General features: G+C 69.9%; 13 protein-coding genes. 5 read left to right on the top strand and 8 right to left on the bottom strand.

The genetic code is table 11. The features are described from left to right. Positions 1 to 73: 73 nt before the first annotated feature. The 8 genes from ELY19_RS17395 to ELY19_RS17360 form a co-directional block, all read right to left on the bottom strand. Positions 74 to 331, bottom strand: coding sequence for a hypothetical protein (locus ELY19_RS17395; RefSeq protein ID WP_126197355.1), 258 nt, complete (start codon positions 329 to 331; stop codon positions 74 to 76). A gap of 462 nt (positions 332 to 793) precedes the next feature. Continuing rightward, positions 794 to 1,180 carry a metal-sulfur cluster assembly factor gene (locus ELY19_RS17390; protein WP_126197354.1) on the bottom strand — a complete coding sequence of 129 codons (387 nt, stop codon included), beginning with the start codon at positions 1,178 to 1,180 and terminating at the stop codon, positions 794 to 796. Beyond that, a complete protein-coding gene (gene sufU, locus ELY19_RS17385) occupies positions 1,177 to 1,635 on the bottom strand; it encodes a Fe-S cluster assembly sulfur transfer protein SufU (protein ID WP_126197353.1) in 459 nt (152 codons plus the stop codon). The genes ELY19_RS17390 and sufU overlap by 4 nt, the downstream gene beginning before the upstream one ends. After that, on the bottom strand, positions 1,635 to 2,906 hold the full coding sequence (locus ELY19_RS17380; protein ID WP_126197352.1) for a cysteine desulfurase: 1,272 nt from the start codon (positions 2,904 to 2,906) through the stop codon (positions 1,635 to 1,637). The genes sufU and ELY19_RS17380 overlap by 1 nt, the downstream gene beginning before the upstream one ends. Further along, positions 2,903 to 3,673 (bottom strand): Fe-S cluster assembly ATPase SufC, encoded by a 771-nt coding sequence (gene sufC / locus ELY19_RS17375; RefSeq protein WP_126197351.1) that lies wholly within the window; start codon positions 3,671 to 3,673, stop codon positions 2,903 to 2,905. Before sufC ends, ELY19_RS17380 begins: the two co-directional genes overlap by 4 nt. A gap of 18 nt (positions 3,674 to 3,691) precedes the next feature. Next, positions 3,692 to 4,867, bottom strand: a complete 1,176-nt coding sequence (sufD, locus tag ELY19_RS17370; protein WP_126197350.1) for a Fe-S cluster assembly protein SufD — start codon at positions 4,865 to 4,867, stop codon at positions 3,692 to 3,694. Beyond that, on the bottom strand, positions 4,867 to 6,297 hold the full coding sequence (gene sufB / locus ELY19_RS17365; protein WP_126197349.1) for a Fe-S cluster assembly protein SufB: 1,431 nt from the start codon (positions 6,295 to 6,297) through the stop codon (positions 4,867 to 4,869). The genes sufD and sufB overlap by 1 nt, the downstream gene beginning before the upstream one ends. Then, positions 6,294 to 6,998, bottom strand: coding sequence for a helix-turn-helix transcriptional regulator (locus tag ELY19_RS17360; protein WP_126197348.1), 705 nt, complete (start codon positions 6,996 to 6,998; stop codon positions 6,294 to 6,296). The genes sufB and ELY19_RS17360 overlap by 4 nt, the downstream gene beginning before the upstream one ends. A 103-nt stretch (positions 6,999 to 7,101) precedes the next feature. On the opposite strand from ELY19_RS17360, the gene mptB reads away from it, so the two are divergent. Genes mptB through ELY19_RS17335 form a run of 5 tightly spaced genes read left to right on the top strand, consistent with a single transcriptional unit; the run spans position 7,102 to position 11,934 of the window. Beyond that, entirely contained in the window at positions 7,102 to 8,898 is a 1,797-nt protein-coding gene (mptB, locus tag ELY19_RS17355; RefSeq protein ID WP_126197347.1) for a polyprenol phosphomannose-dependent alpha 1,6 mannosyltransferase MptB, read from the top strand. Between the two features lie 6 nt (positions 8,899 to 8,904). Further along, positions 8,905 to 9,837, top strand: coding sequence for an ABC transporter ATP-binding protein (locus tag ELY19_RS17350; RefSeq protein WP_126197346.1), 933 nt, complete (start codon positions 8,905 to 8,907; stop codon positions 9,835 to 9,837). Between the two features lies 1 nt (position 9,838). Then, positions 9,839 to 10,624, top strand: coding sequence for an ABC transporter permease (locus ELY19_RS17345; RefSeq protein ID WP_227966916.1), 786 nt, complete (start codon positions 9,839 to 9,841; stop codon positions 10,622 to 10,624). A 39-nt stretch (positions 10,625 to 10,663) separates the two neighbouring features. Further along, the gene (locus tag ELY19_RS17340) at positions 10,664 to 11,644 is read left to right on the top strand and encodes a COX15/CtaA family protein (protein WP_197715917.1); all 981 of its coding nucleotides are present in this window, start codon (positions 10,664 to 10,666) and stop codon (positions 11,642 to 11,644) included. After that, complete coding sequence (locus tag ELY19_RS17335; RefSeq protein ID WP_126197345.1) at positions 11,641 to 11,934, top strand: hypothetical protein; 294 nt, start codon at positions 11,641 to 11,643, stop codon at positions 11,932 to 11,934. Before ELY19_RS17340 ends, ELY19_RS17335 begins: the two co-directional genes overlap by 4 nt. The last annotated feature ends 14 nt before the right edge of the window (positions 11,935 to 11,948 follow it).

The following is an 11,948-nucleotide window of genomic DNA, read 5'->3' as shown; positions in this document are numbered from 1 at the left end:
CCGATTCTCCCGGTTCACCGGGCGTCGAACGGGTTGTTCGGACAGCCGGCGCCGTTCGCGTGGTGGACGTCGCTCAGCGAATCTGGAATCGCCCGGTGCACACGGCTTCGGGCGCCGTCCCCGGCTTGACCTTGACGGTGACGACGAGCGTGCCCGGCCCCGGCTGCACGTTGGTAGCGGCAGCGACGCTGACATGCGGCTGGAACAGCTGACGCTTCTCCACCGAGGTGTTGATCGGGACGGATCCGGTCCTGCCGGTGGCCTCGTTCTTCCACGTCATGGCGCCGGTGACACGAAAGGGCTGCTGGAAGGTCTTGGAGTGCTGGACCATGATTCCGACATCCTTACCTGGTGCCGGCTCGACGATCTGCGAAGTGGAGAGGGAGAGCCCGTACCTCTCCCCGAAGTTCGGGCTGGCGAAACTGGGACAGTCGTGTCGCTGCGAATCGCCGAGAGTATCGGCGGACGCTGTTCCGACGTTCACCGCGAGCGCTGCCAGGGCGGCGACGCAGACGGCGGATCCGGTGCTTCGAGATACTGTTTGCATAGCCATACTTTCGACATCGGGAACGCGCCTCAGCGCGTTACCCGCGCAGTTCAGCATCCCTATGCGAATCTCAGAAGCACCACCGAGAACCGGCCCAACTCGGTCGCAGCGCTACAACGACGGCTTCGGCCCTGACACGTCTCCCGTGACGCAAGGCGGCACCACTTCCACCGCCTGTACCCCGGCTGACGGTGCCGTGCCGAACCAGTCCAGCGACACGGCCCGCCAGACGGGCGTACATGACTCCTAGACCGTGAACCCGAGGGCGCGCAGCTGCTCGCGGCCGTCGTCGGTGATCTTGTCCGGGCCCCACGGGGGCATCCAGACCCAGTTGATCTTGGCGTCGGTGGCGAGACCGGACGAGACCAGCGCGGCGCGGGTCTGGTCCTCGATGACGTCGGTCAGCGGGCAGGCCGCGGAGGTCAGAGTCATGTCGATGATGACCGAGGCGTCGTCCTCGACCTTGAGGTCGTAGACGAGGCCCAGGTCGACCACGTTGATGCCGAGCTCGGGATCGACCACGTCGCGCATGGCTTCCTCGACGTCGAACAGGGTGGGCAGGTTCAGCGGGTTGTCGCCGGCCTGCGCCGGGTCGGCCGCAGTGCCGGCGGCCTCAGCAGTGTTCTCGCTCATGCCGTCTTCTCCTCCGAGTCGATGATCTGGGACAGCGCGTCCTTGAACGCCATCCACCCGAGCAGCGCGCACTTCACGCGCGCGGGGTACTTCGAGACGCCGGCGAACGCGATGCCGTCGCCGATGAGGTCCTCGTCGCCCTCGACCTGGCCCCGGGACTGCAGCATCTCCGTGTACGCCTGCAGCATCTTCAGGGCCTCGCCGACGGGTTCGCCGATCACCTGGTCGGTGAGGACCGAGGTGGAGGCCTGCGAGATCGAGCAGCCCTGGCCGTCGTACGAGACGTCGACGACGGTCTCGTGATCGTCGGACAGGTGCACCCGCAGGGTCACCTCGTCACCGCACGTCGGGTTGACGTGGTGCACCTCGGCCTCGAAGGGTTCGCGCAGCCCGCGGCCGTGCGGGTGCTTGTAGTGGTCCAGGATCACGTCCTGGTACATCTGCTCCATGCGCATCAGATCACCCCGAAGAACTTCTGGGCCTTGACTATTCCCGAGGCGAGCGCGTCGACCTCGGCCAGGGTGTTGTAGACGCCGAAGGACGCACGGGCCGTCGCCGCCACGCCGAACCGGCGGTGCAGTGGCCACGCGCAGTGGTGGCCCACGCGGATGGCGACGCCCTCGTCGTCGAGCACCTGCCCGAGGTCGTGGGCGTGGATCCCGTCGACCACGAAGGAGACGGCGCTCCCCCGGTCCCGGTTCTCGGTCGGCCCGACGATGCGCAGGCCCTCGATGGTGCCGAGGCGATCGAGCGCGGCGCCCACGAGCGCGTGCTCGTGCGCGGCGACGTCGGCCATCCCGAGGCCGCCGAGGTACTTCACGGCGGCGCCGAGGCCGACGACCTGCGAGGTCATCGGCACGCCCGCCTCGAAACGCTGCGGCGGCGCGGCGTAGGTCGATCCCTCCATGGTGACGGTCTCGATCATCGAGCCGCCCGTGATGAAGGGCGGGAGCTGCGCGAGGATCTCGCGCTTGCCGTAGAGCACGCCCACGCCGGACGGGCCGTACATCTTGTGGCCCGAGAAGGCCGCGAAGTCCACGTCGAGGTCGGCGAAGTCCACGGGGCTGTGCGGCACCGACTGGCACGCGTCGAGCACCACGAGGGCGCCGACGGCGCGGGCCCGCGCGACCAGCTCCGGCACCGGTGCGATCGCGCCGGTCACGTTGGAGGCGTGCGTGAACGCCACGATCTTCACCGAGTCGTCGAGCTCCAGCGAGTCGACGTCGATGCGTCCCTCGTCGGTGACGCCGTACCACTTGAGCGTGGCACCGGTGCGGCGGCACAGCTCCTGCCAGGGCACGAGGTTCGCGTGGTGCTCCAGCTCGGTGACCACGACGGTGTCGCCCTCGCGCAGCCGGTGCCCGCCGAGGACGCCCGCCGAGCGGTCGTCGCCGAGCGTGTACGCCACCAGGTTCAGCGACTCGGTCGCGTTCTTGGTGAACACCAGCTCGTCGGGCGAGACGCGCACGAACTCGGCGATCGCCGCGCGCGCGTCCTCGTACGCGTCGGTCGCCTCCTCCGCCAGCTGGTGCGCCCCGCGGTGCACCGCGGCGTTGTGCGTGGTGAGGAACTCCCACTCCGCGTCGAGCACCGGACGCGGGCGCTGCGAGGTCGCGCCGGAATCCAGGTAGACGAGCGGCTTGTCGTCACGGACCGTGCGGGCAAGGATCGGGAAGTCGGCGCGGATCGCGTCGATGTCCAGGGCGGACTTCACCGAGGCGGTCATGCTCCGACGGCCTCGGTGAACTTCACGTAGCCGTTCTCCTCCAGCTCGTCGGCCAGCTCGGAGCCGCCCGACTCCACGATCCGGCCGTTCACGAAGACGTGCACGAACTCGGGGTGGATGTAGCGCAGGATGCGGGTGTAGTGGGTGATGAGCAGGACGCCGCCGTGCTCGCGCTCGGCGTAGCGGTTCACGCCCTCGGAGACGACGCGCAGCGCATCGACGTCGAGACCGGAGTCGGTCTCGTCGAGGATGGCGAACTTCGGCTTGAGCAGGCCCAGCTGGAGGATCTCGTGGCGCTTCTTCTCACCGCCCGAGAAGCCCTCGTTGACCGAGCGCTCACCGAACTGCGGATCGATGGACAGCTCGCCCATCGCCTCCTTGACCTCCTTGACCCAGTGCCGCAGCTTGGGGGCCTCGCCGCGGACCGCGGTGGCGGCCGAGCGGAGGAAGTTCGACATGGAGACGCCGGGCACCTCGACGGGGTACTGCATCGCCAGGAACAGGCCGGCGCGGGCGCGCTCGTCGACGGTCATGGCGAGCACGTCCTCGCCGTCGAGCGTGATGGAGCCCTGGGTCACCTCGTACTTGGGGTGGCCGGCGATGGCGTAGCTCAGCGTGGACTTGCCGGAGCCGTTGGGGCCCATGATCGCGTGGGTCTCGCCGGAGTTGATCGTCAGGTCGACGCCCTTGAGGATCTGGATCGGCTCGGCGTTCTCGTCCGCCTGCACGACGTTGACGTGCAGGTCACGGATTTCCAGAGTGGACAAAATGATTCCCTATCAGTCTTAGACGCCGGCGGTGGCGAGTTCGTTCTCGATGGCTGCGGAGAGCCGCTCGCGCAGCTCGGGGACGGAGATCCGGTCGATCAGCTCCTGGAAGAAGCCGCGCACGACCAGGCGACGGGCCTCGGCCTCTTCGATGCCGCGCGAGCGCAGGTAGAACAGCTGCTCGTCGTCGAAGCGACCGGTGGCGCTGGCGTGGCCCGCGCCCTCGATCTCGCCGGTCTCGATCTCCAGGTTCGGCACCGAGTCGGCGCGGGCACCGTCGGTGAGGACCAGGTTCCGGTTCAGCTCGAAGGTGTCGGTGCCCTCGGCTTCCGCCCGGATCAGCACGTCGCCGACCCACACCGTGTGCGCGTCGGGAAGCTTCGAGGACGGGTCGCCCTGCAGCGCCCCCTTGTAGACGACGTTCGACTTGCAGTGCGGCACCGCGTGATCGACCAGCAGGCGCTGCTCGAGGTGCTGCCCGTCGTCTGCGAAGTAGAGGCCGAACAGCTCGGCGTTGCCGCCCGGGGCGTCGAACTGCACGCGGGGCGTCATGCGGACCAGTTCGCCGCCGAGCTGCACGGCGAAATGCCGGACGTGGGCGTCGCGGCCCACGCGCACGTGGTGCTGGGTCACCCACACGGCGTCATCCGCGAAGTCCTGCGCGTCGATGATCTGGAGGTGTGCGCCGTCGCCGAGGATGACCTCGACGTTCTCGGCGACCGTGCCCGAGCCGGTGTGGTCGAGCACGACGACGGCGCGGGCGTGCCGCTCGAGCCGCACCTGGATGTGCGTGAACGCGGTCTTCCCCTCGCCGGGGCCGGCGATGCGGACGAAGACGGGCTCCGCGACCTCGGCCTCCTTGGCGACGGTCAGCACGAACGCCTCCGTCATGGAGGTGAAGGCCTGCGCCGCGACGCGGTCGAACGGCGTGCCGCCCTGACCGAGGCGCTCGTCGCCCTTGGCGACGGTCTCGAACGTCACGCCCTCGGGCGCCGCGTCGACGGTCGCGGTCACGGCACCGTCGGCCTGGGCGGACCCGTCGTGCAGGCCGCGCAGGCGGCGCAGCGGCGTGAACCGCCACGCCTCGTCGCGGTGACTGGGGACCTCGAAGGCCGCGGCGTCGAACGAGGTGAACAGCTCACCCTTGTTCGCGACGGGGTGGGCCTCGACGGCCTCGTTGAGAGTGTTCGTCATCAGCCCACGGACCCTTCCATCTGCAGCTCGATCAGGCGGTTCAGCTCGAGCGCGTACTCCATCGGCAGTTCCTTGGCGATGGGCTCGACGAAGCCGCGCACCACCATCGCCATGGCCTCGTCCTCGGTGAGACCGCGGCTCATCAGGTAGAAGAGCTGGTCGTCGGAGACCTTCGAGACGGTGGCCTCGTGGCCCATCGTCACGTCGTCCTCGCGGATGTCGACGTACGGATACGTGTCCGACCGGGAGATCGTGTCCACCAGCAGCGCGTCGCACTTCACAGTGGACCGGCTGCCGTGCGCGCCCTTGTTGATCTGGATCAGGCCGCGGTAGCTGGCCCGGCCGCCGCCACGGGCGACCGACTTGCTGACGATGTTGCTCGACGTGTTCGGCGCGAAGTGCACCATCTTCGAGCCGGTGTCCTGGTGCTGGCCCTCGCCGGCGAACGCCACGGAGAGCACCTCGCCCTTGGCGTGCTCGCCCATCATCCACACGGCCGGGTACTTCATCGTGACCTTGGAGCCGATGTTGCCGTCGATCCACTCCATGGTGGCGCCGGCCTCGGCCTTGGCCCGCTTGGTGACCAGGTTGTAGACGTTGTTCGACCAGTTCTGGATGGTCGTGTAGCGGCAGCGGCCGCCCTTCTTGACGATGATCTCGACGACCGCGGAGTGCAGCGAGTCCGACTTGTAGATCGGCGCGGTGCAGCCCTCGACGTAGTGCACGTAGGCGTCCTCGTCGACGATGATCAGGGTGCGCTCGAACTGGCCCATGTTCTCGGTGTTGATCCGGAAGTAGGCCTGGAGCGGGATGTCCACGTGGACGCCCTTGGGCACGTAGATGAACGAACCGCCCGACCACACGGCGGTGTTCAGCGCGGAGAACTTGTTGTCGCCCGCGGGGATCACCGAGCCGAAGTACTCCTCGAAGAGCTCCGGGTGCTCACGCAGCCCGGTGTCGGTGTCCATGAAGATGACACCCTTCTCCTCCAGGTCCTGGCGGATCGAGTGGTAGACGACCTCGGACTCGTACTGCGCGGCGACGCCCGCGACGAGGCGCTGCTTCTCCGCCTCGGGGATGCCGAGCTTGTCGTACGTGTTCTTGATGTCCTCGGGCAGGTCCTCCCAGCTCTCGGCCTGCTTCTCGGACGAGCGCACGAAGTACTTGATGTTGTCGAAGTCGATGCCGTCGAGGTCGCTGCCCCAGGTGGGCATCGGCTTCTTCTCGAAGATGCTGAGGGCCTTGAGGCGCTGCTGCAGCATCCACTCGGACTCGTTCTTCTTCGCAGAGATGTCCGCGACCACGGCCTCGGAGAGTCCGCGCTGGGCCGACGCGCCGGCGGCGTCGGAGTCGTGCCAGCCGTAGCCGTAGGTGCCCAGGGAGGCGATCGTCTCCTCCTGGGACAGCGGGCCGTTCTCGACCGTTGTCATCGAAGCTCCTTAGCGGGTGTTGCTCGCGGTACCACGCGCTCGAGGGGCACGTGGGTGGTGCAGGCGCGGTCACCATTGGCGATGGTGGCCAAACGCTGTACATGAGTTCCCAACGCCTGTTCGATCGCCGAAATTTCGGCCTCGCACAATTCGGGGAACTCGGATGCGACCTCCGACACCGGGCAGTGGTGTTGGCAGATCTGGACGCCGTTGCCCACTTCTCGGGCATCGGCGGAGAATCCGGCGTCCGAGAGCGACGCCGCGATCCTACGGGCACCGTCCACCGGGTCCGCGGACTCGGTGGGGCTGATGGTGCCGATGGCCTGCTCGGCCCGGCGCCGCGCGAAGGTGCGCACCGCCTCCTCGCCGCCGACCTCGCGCAGGGCGCGGAGGGCGTCGACCGCCAGGGCGTCGTAGCCCTGGCCGAGGCGCCGCCGCCCGGAGGGCGTGAGCAGGAACTCCTTCGCGGGACGTCCCCGCCCCCGGCCGCCCAGGCCCGACGGTGGCGCGACCGTCACGTCCCCCGCCTCGAGCAGATTGTCGAGGTGGCGGCGCACGGCGGTCGTCGTGATCCCCAGGGCCTCGCCGATATCGGCCGCGGTGGCCTGGCCCCGGTTCATGAGCAGCCCGACCACGGCGTCGCGGGTGTCCCCGTCACGCTGGGCCGTTGAGGCGTGCGCCTCGTGCTGCTCGTATTTCACAACACGATTGTTTCTTAATTCGGGCGGCACTTCCAGCAAGGTCAGGCTAAGCTCATGCCCTACGGCACACGCGGCGGAGCGGGCACCGTCTACTCTTGCGGACGTGCGCGCTACCCCTTCTCTCCCCGCTCCCGTGCGCACGTTCGCGGATTACCTCGGCCTGACCAAGCCCGGAGGGGCACCGTCGGGCATCGCGGCGAACGGCCCCGGCGGCACCGTGAACCGGCTGCACACCGACGAGCAGCAGTACCCGGACCTCAACGCGCAGGAGAAGCGGACGGTCCGCACGATCGCGACCTTCGGCGGCGTCGGCGCCGTGCTCATCGCCTTCGGCGCGCTGGGCGTGGGCTCCTTCCCCGTGGTGCAGAACCCGATCGCCGGGCGCCGGCTGATCGGCCTCATGTTCCGCATGCAGTCCACGGCCCTCACAGTGACCATGGTCGGCACCGCGATGCTGATGATCGCGTGGGTGCTGCTGCGCCGGTACACCATCGGCTACCTCAACCCGAACGCGCACGCCGAGCCCGCCCCGCCGCGGCGGCTGACCCGCCGCGGCTTCGACCGGATCCTCGCGCTGTGGGTGCTGCCCTTCCTGTTCGCACCGCCGATGTTCAGCAAGGACGTCTACTCGTATCTGGCGCAGTCGGAGATCACCGCGCGCGGGCTGGACCCGTACAAGATCGGGCCGGCCGCAGCACTCGGCATCGATCACGTCTTCACGCGCTCGGTGCCCAACATCTGGCGCGACACCCCGGCGCCGTACGGACCGCTGTTCCTCTACCTCGGCCGCGGTATCACGTGGCTGACCGGCGAGAACGTCGTGGCCGGGGTGGTGCTGCACCGCGTGCTCGCCCTGGCCGGCGTGGCGATGATCGTGTGGGCGCTCCCCCGGCTCGCCCGCCGCTGCGGCGTCAACGAGGTGGCCGCGCTGTGGCTCGGCGCCGCGAATCCGCTGGTCATCTTCCACCTCATCGCGGGCATCCACAACGAAGCGCTCATGCTCGGCATGATGCTCGTCGGCATGGAGTGGGCGTTGCGCGCCATCGACTCGGGGCACCCGTTCCTCGACGGATTCACCCCCACCCGCACGGGCGGACTCCTCACCGCCGGGGCCGCCATGATCGCGCTCTCCGGCCTCATCAAGATCACCTCGGTGCTCGCACTCGGCTTCATCGGCATGGCGCTCGCCCGGCGCCTGGGTGGCAGCTTCCCCAACATCGGCGGCCGCCTGCGCGACTGGCGCACCGCGCTCGCCGAATGGCGGCCGAACGCGGGACGCACCCTCGTCGCGCTCGCGACGTCCGCGGGCTTCCTCGTGGTCGTGCTGGTCATCGTGGTCGTCGCGGTGTGCCAGACGACGGGTCTCGGCTACGGCTGGCTCGACGCCGGCACCCTCGGCACCGCCAACAAGGTCCGGTCCTGGCTCTCCATCCCGACGGTGCTGGGCCTCGGCACCGGGCAGGTCGGCGTACTCCTGGGCCTCGGCGACCACACCACGGCGATCCTCGCCATCACCCGGCCGATCGCCGCCGCCCTCGCCGCCGTGATCGTGCTGCGCATGCTCATCGCCACGCTGTCCGGCCGGATCCACCCCGTCGGCTCGCTCGGCATCTCGATGGCGGCACTGGTGCTGCTGTTCCCGGTCGTGCAACCCTGGTACCTGCTGTGGGCGATCGTGCCGCTGGCCGCCTGGGCCACCGCGCCCGGATTCCGGCTGGCCGCCGTCATCGTCTCGAGCGTGATCTCGGTGATGCTCATGCCCAACGGCGGCGAGATCGAGCCCTACGTGATCGCCAAAGCCGGGATGTCGACCGTCGTGATCGTCGCGCTCGCCGTCTACCTGGCCTTCGAGCTGCCGCGCCACCGCGAACGGCGGCGGCGGAGCGGCCGAGTAGTCTGATCTCCCGTGCCCGCACTGTCCGCGACCTCCGTCACCAAGCGATTCGGCGACGTCGTCGCCGTCGACGGACTCGACCTGACCGTGGAGCGCGGCAGCGTTCTCGCCCTGCTCGGCCCCAACGGCGCCGGCAAGACCACCACCGTCGAGATGTGCGAGGGGTTCGGCTCCCCCGACACCGGCACCATCGAGGTGCTCGGCCTCGACCCGGTGGCCGACGCGGCGCGCCTGAAGCCGCGGATCGGCGTCATGCTGCAGGGCGGAGGCGCCTACCCCGGCGCGAAGACCGGCGAGATGCTGCGCCTGGTGGCCGCCTACGCCGCGAACCCCCTCGACCCCGACTGGCTCCTCTCCACGCTGGGTCTCACCGACGTCGTGAACGTCAGCTACCGCCGGCTCTCCGGTGGGCAGCAGCAGCGGCTCTCCCTGGCCTGCGCGCTCGTCGGGCGCCCGGAGCTGGTGTTCCTCGACGAGCCGACGGCCGGCCTGGACGCCCAGGCGCGACTGCTCGTCTGGGACCTCGTCTCCGCGCTGCGCCGCGACGGCGTCACCGTGCTGCTCACCACCCACCTGCTCGACGAGGCGGAGGCCCTCGCCGACCGCGTCGTCATCATGGATCGCGGCCGCGCGGTGGCGGACGGTACTCCGGAGGAGCTCACGCGCCACGGCGCGGAGCACGAGTTGCGGGTGACGGCACCGTCGGGTCTGGACCCCGCGGCCCTGGCCGCCCGGCTCGGCACGGGCTTCACGGCGACGGTGGACGCGACCGACGCGCACGGCTCCACCTACGTCGTCCGGGGCGGCGAGGTGACTCCCGCCGTGATCGCGGAGGCGGCCGCGCACTTCGCCGCGCACGGCGCCCTGCTGACGGACCTGCGGGTGGGCACGCGGACCCTGCAGGACGTCTTCCTGGACCTGACCGGCCGCGACCTGAGGGGATGACGTGACCCGAACCGAGCCCCGATTCGCCCCCGGCACCTTCCTGCCCAACCCCGAGGCGGCGCGCCCCGCGGCGATGCTCGCCGCGCAGACCCGCATGGAGCTCACGCTCCTGCTCCGCAACGGCGAGCAGCTGCTGCTCACCATGTTCATCCCCATCGCGCTGCTCGTCGGCTTCGCGGTGCTGCCCATCGGCGGCGACGCGACCCGCATCGACGCGCTGGTTCCCGCCGTGATGGCGGTGGCGGTGATGTCGACCGCATTCACCGGCCAGGCCATCGCCGTCGGCTTCGATCGCCGGTACGGCGCGCTCAAGCGCCTCGGGGCCACCCCGCTGCCCCGCTGGGGCGTCATCGGCGGCAAGACCCTCGCGGTGGTGCTCGTCGTCATCCTGCAGGCCGTGATCCTCGGCGGGATCGGCCTCGCGCTGGACTGGCGGCCGGAGCCCGTCGGGTTGCTGCTGTGGGTACCGATCCTCGCGGTGGGCGTGTTCGCGTTCGCCTCGCTCGGCCTGCTGCTGGGCGGCACACTCAAGGCGGAGGTCGTGCTCGCGCTGGCGAACCTGCTGTGGTTCGTCATGGGTGCGATCGCCTCGCTCGTCGTCGTGCGGGAGCACGTGCCCGACGCCGTGCTCGTCGTCGCGCGGCTGTCCCCGTCGGGTGCGCTGACCGAGGCGCTCACGCGCGCGGCGGTGTCGGGCACCCCGGACTGGTTCGGACTCGCGGTGCTCGCGGCGTGGGGCGTCGTCGGCTCCGCAGCCGCCGTGCGCCTCTTCCGCTTCACCGGTTAACCACTACAGGTCGTAGTAGCTCTGGGGCGCCCACGTACGATGATCGGCGTGTACCAGCTCTTCCTGCGCCTCGTCGACCGCCTGCCGCTCCCCAGCGTGAAGGCGCAGCAACGGTTCGCGCTCGCCGCGCTGCTCTCCCAGGCGCTCATCGCCGTCACCGGCTCGGTGGTGCGCGTGACCGGCTCCGGGCTGGGCTGCCCGACGTGGCCCAAGTGCTTCGACGATTCGCTGCTGCCGATCCCGCAGGACGAGGTCCCGTGGTGGCACCAGGCCATCGAGTTCGGCAACCGGCAGATCGCGGTCTGGATCGTGGTCACCACGTCGATCGCCGTCGTGCTGGCGGTGACCCGCGCCCGGCGCCGTCGGGAGATCCTGGTCTACGCCTGGATCCTGCCGTTCTCGACCTTCGCGCAGGGCATCCTCGGCGGGATCACCGTGCTCACCGGCCTGCGCTGGTGGGTCGTCGGTGCGCACATGCTGGTCTCCTGCGCGATGGTGTGGATCGCGGCGACGCTGTACGCCAAGGTCGGCGAGCCCGACGACGGCGTCGAGATCGAGGCGGCGCCCGCGGGGGCCCGCCGGCTGGTCGCGCTCTCCGCGGTCGTCATGGCCTTCGTGCTCGCCGCGGGCGTCGTCGTCACCGCCGCCGGGCCGCACGCCGGCGACCGCACCAACCCGAAGGCGATCGACCGCCTCGACGTGTCCATCCCCGCGCTGTCGCTCACCCACGGGCTCCTGGTGGCGCTGTACGTCGCGATCCTCGTGTGGGCCGCGGTGCTCGTCGTCCGCGGACCGTCGAGCGAGGCGGTCCGGCGTCGCCTGAAGATCGTCTTCGCGGTGGTGGCGGCGCAGTCGCTCATCGGCGTCGTCCAGTACTTCACCGGCGTCCCCGCACTGCTCGTCGTGCTGCACGTGGCGGGCGCCATGTCGGTGATCGCCGAGACCGCGATCCTCTACCGGCTCATGCAGGCGCGGGTGCTGCGCGCCTCCGACGTCACGAGCGATAAGCTGGCGGCATGACTGACCAGGCACCCGGCAACGTCGTCTCCCGCCTGAAGCGCTTCGCCGCCCAGCACGACGGGGCGACCGCCGTGCTGCAGAACATGGGCGAGGAGGGCGTGCGCATCACCCTCGTCGGCGGCGACGGGATCATGGGCGACCAGATCGTCGCGAACCCCGCGCAGGCCAAGGACGCTGCGGAGAAGGCCGGCCTCGACACCTCCGAGTGGGACCGCGACCTGGTCAGCAAGGCCACCACGGAGCCCGGCCACCACGAGCGGATGGCCGGCTACCGGGCGACGTCCCGCTAGGTTCTGCCACCGAC

Source organism: Tsukamurella paurometabola (assembly GCF_900631615.1).
GTDB classification, from domain to species: domain Bacteria; phylum Actinomycetota; class Actinomycetes; order Mycobacteriales; family Mycobacteriaceae; genus Tsukamurella; species Tsukamurella paurometabola_A.
The sequence above is the reverse complement of the archived record's forward strand: the minus strand, read 5'-3'. Positions and strand labels throughout refer to the sequence as shown.

Bases quoted from the DNA above. Each gene is read 5' to 3' on its own strand.
- ELY19_RS17395 (WP_126197355.1), bottom strand. From the start codon at position 331: ATGGTCCAGCACTCCAAGACCTTCCAGCAGCCCTTTCGTGTCACCGGC.
- ELY19_RS17390 (WP_126197354.1), bottom strand. From the start codon at position 1,180: ATGAGCGAGAACACTGCTGAGGCCGCCGGCACTGCGGCCGACCCGGCG.
- sufU (WP_126197353.1), bottom strand. From the start codon at position 1,635: ATGCGCATGGAGCAGATGTACCAGGACGTGATCCTGGACCACTACAAG.
- ELY19_RS17380 (WP_126197352.1), bottom strand. From the start codon at position 2,906: ATGACCGCCTCGGTGAAGTCCGCCCTGGACATCGACGCGATCCGCGCC.
- sufD (WP_126197350.1), bottom strand. From the start codon at position 4,867: ATGACGAACACTCTCAACGAGGCCGTCGAGGCCCACCCCGTCGCGAAC.
- sufB (WP_126197349.1), bottom strand. From the start codon at position 6,297: ATGACAACGGTCGAGAACGGCCCGCTGTCCCAGGAGGAGACGATCGCC.
- ELY19_RS17340 (WP_197715917.1), top strand. From the start codon at position 10,664: ATGATCGGCGTGTACCAGCTCTTCCTGCGCCTCGTCGACCGCCTGCCG.
- ELY19_RS17335 (WP_126197345.1), top strand. From the start codon at position 11,641: ATGACTGACCAGGCACCCGGCAACGTCGTCTCCCGCCTGAAGCGCTTC.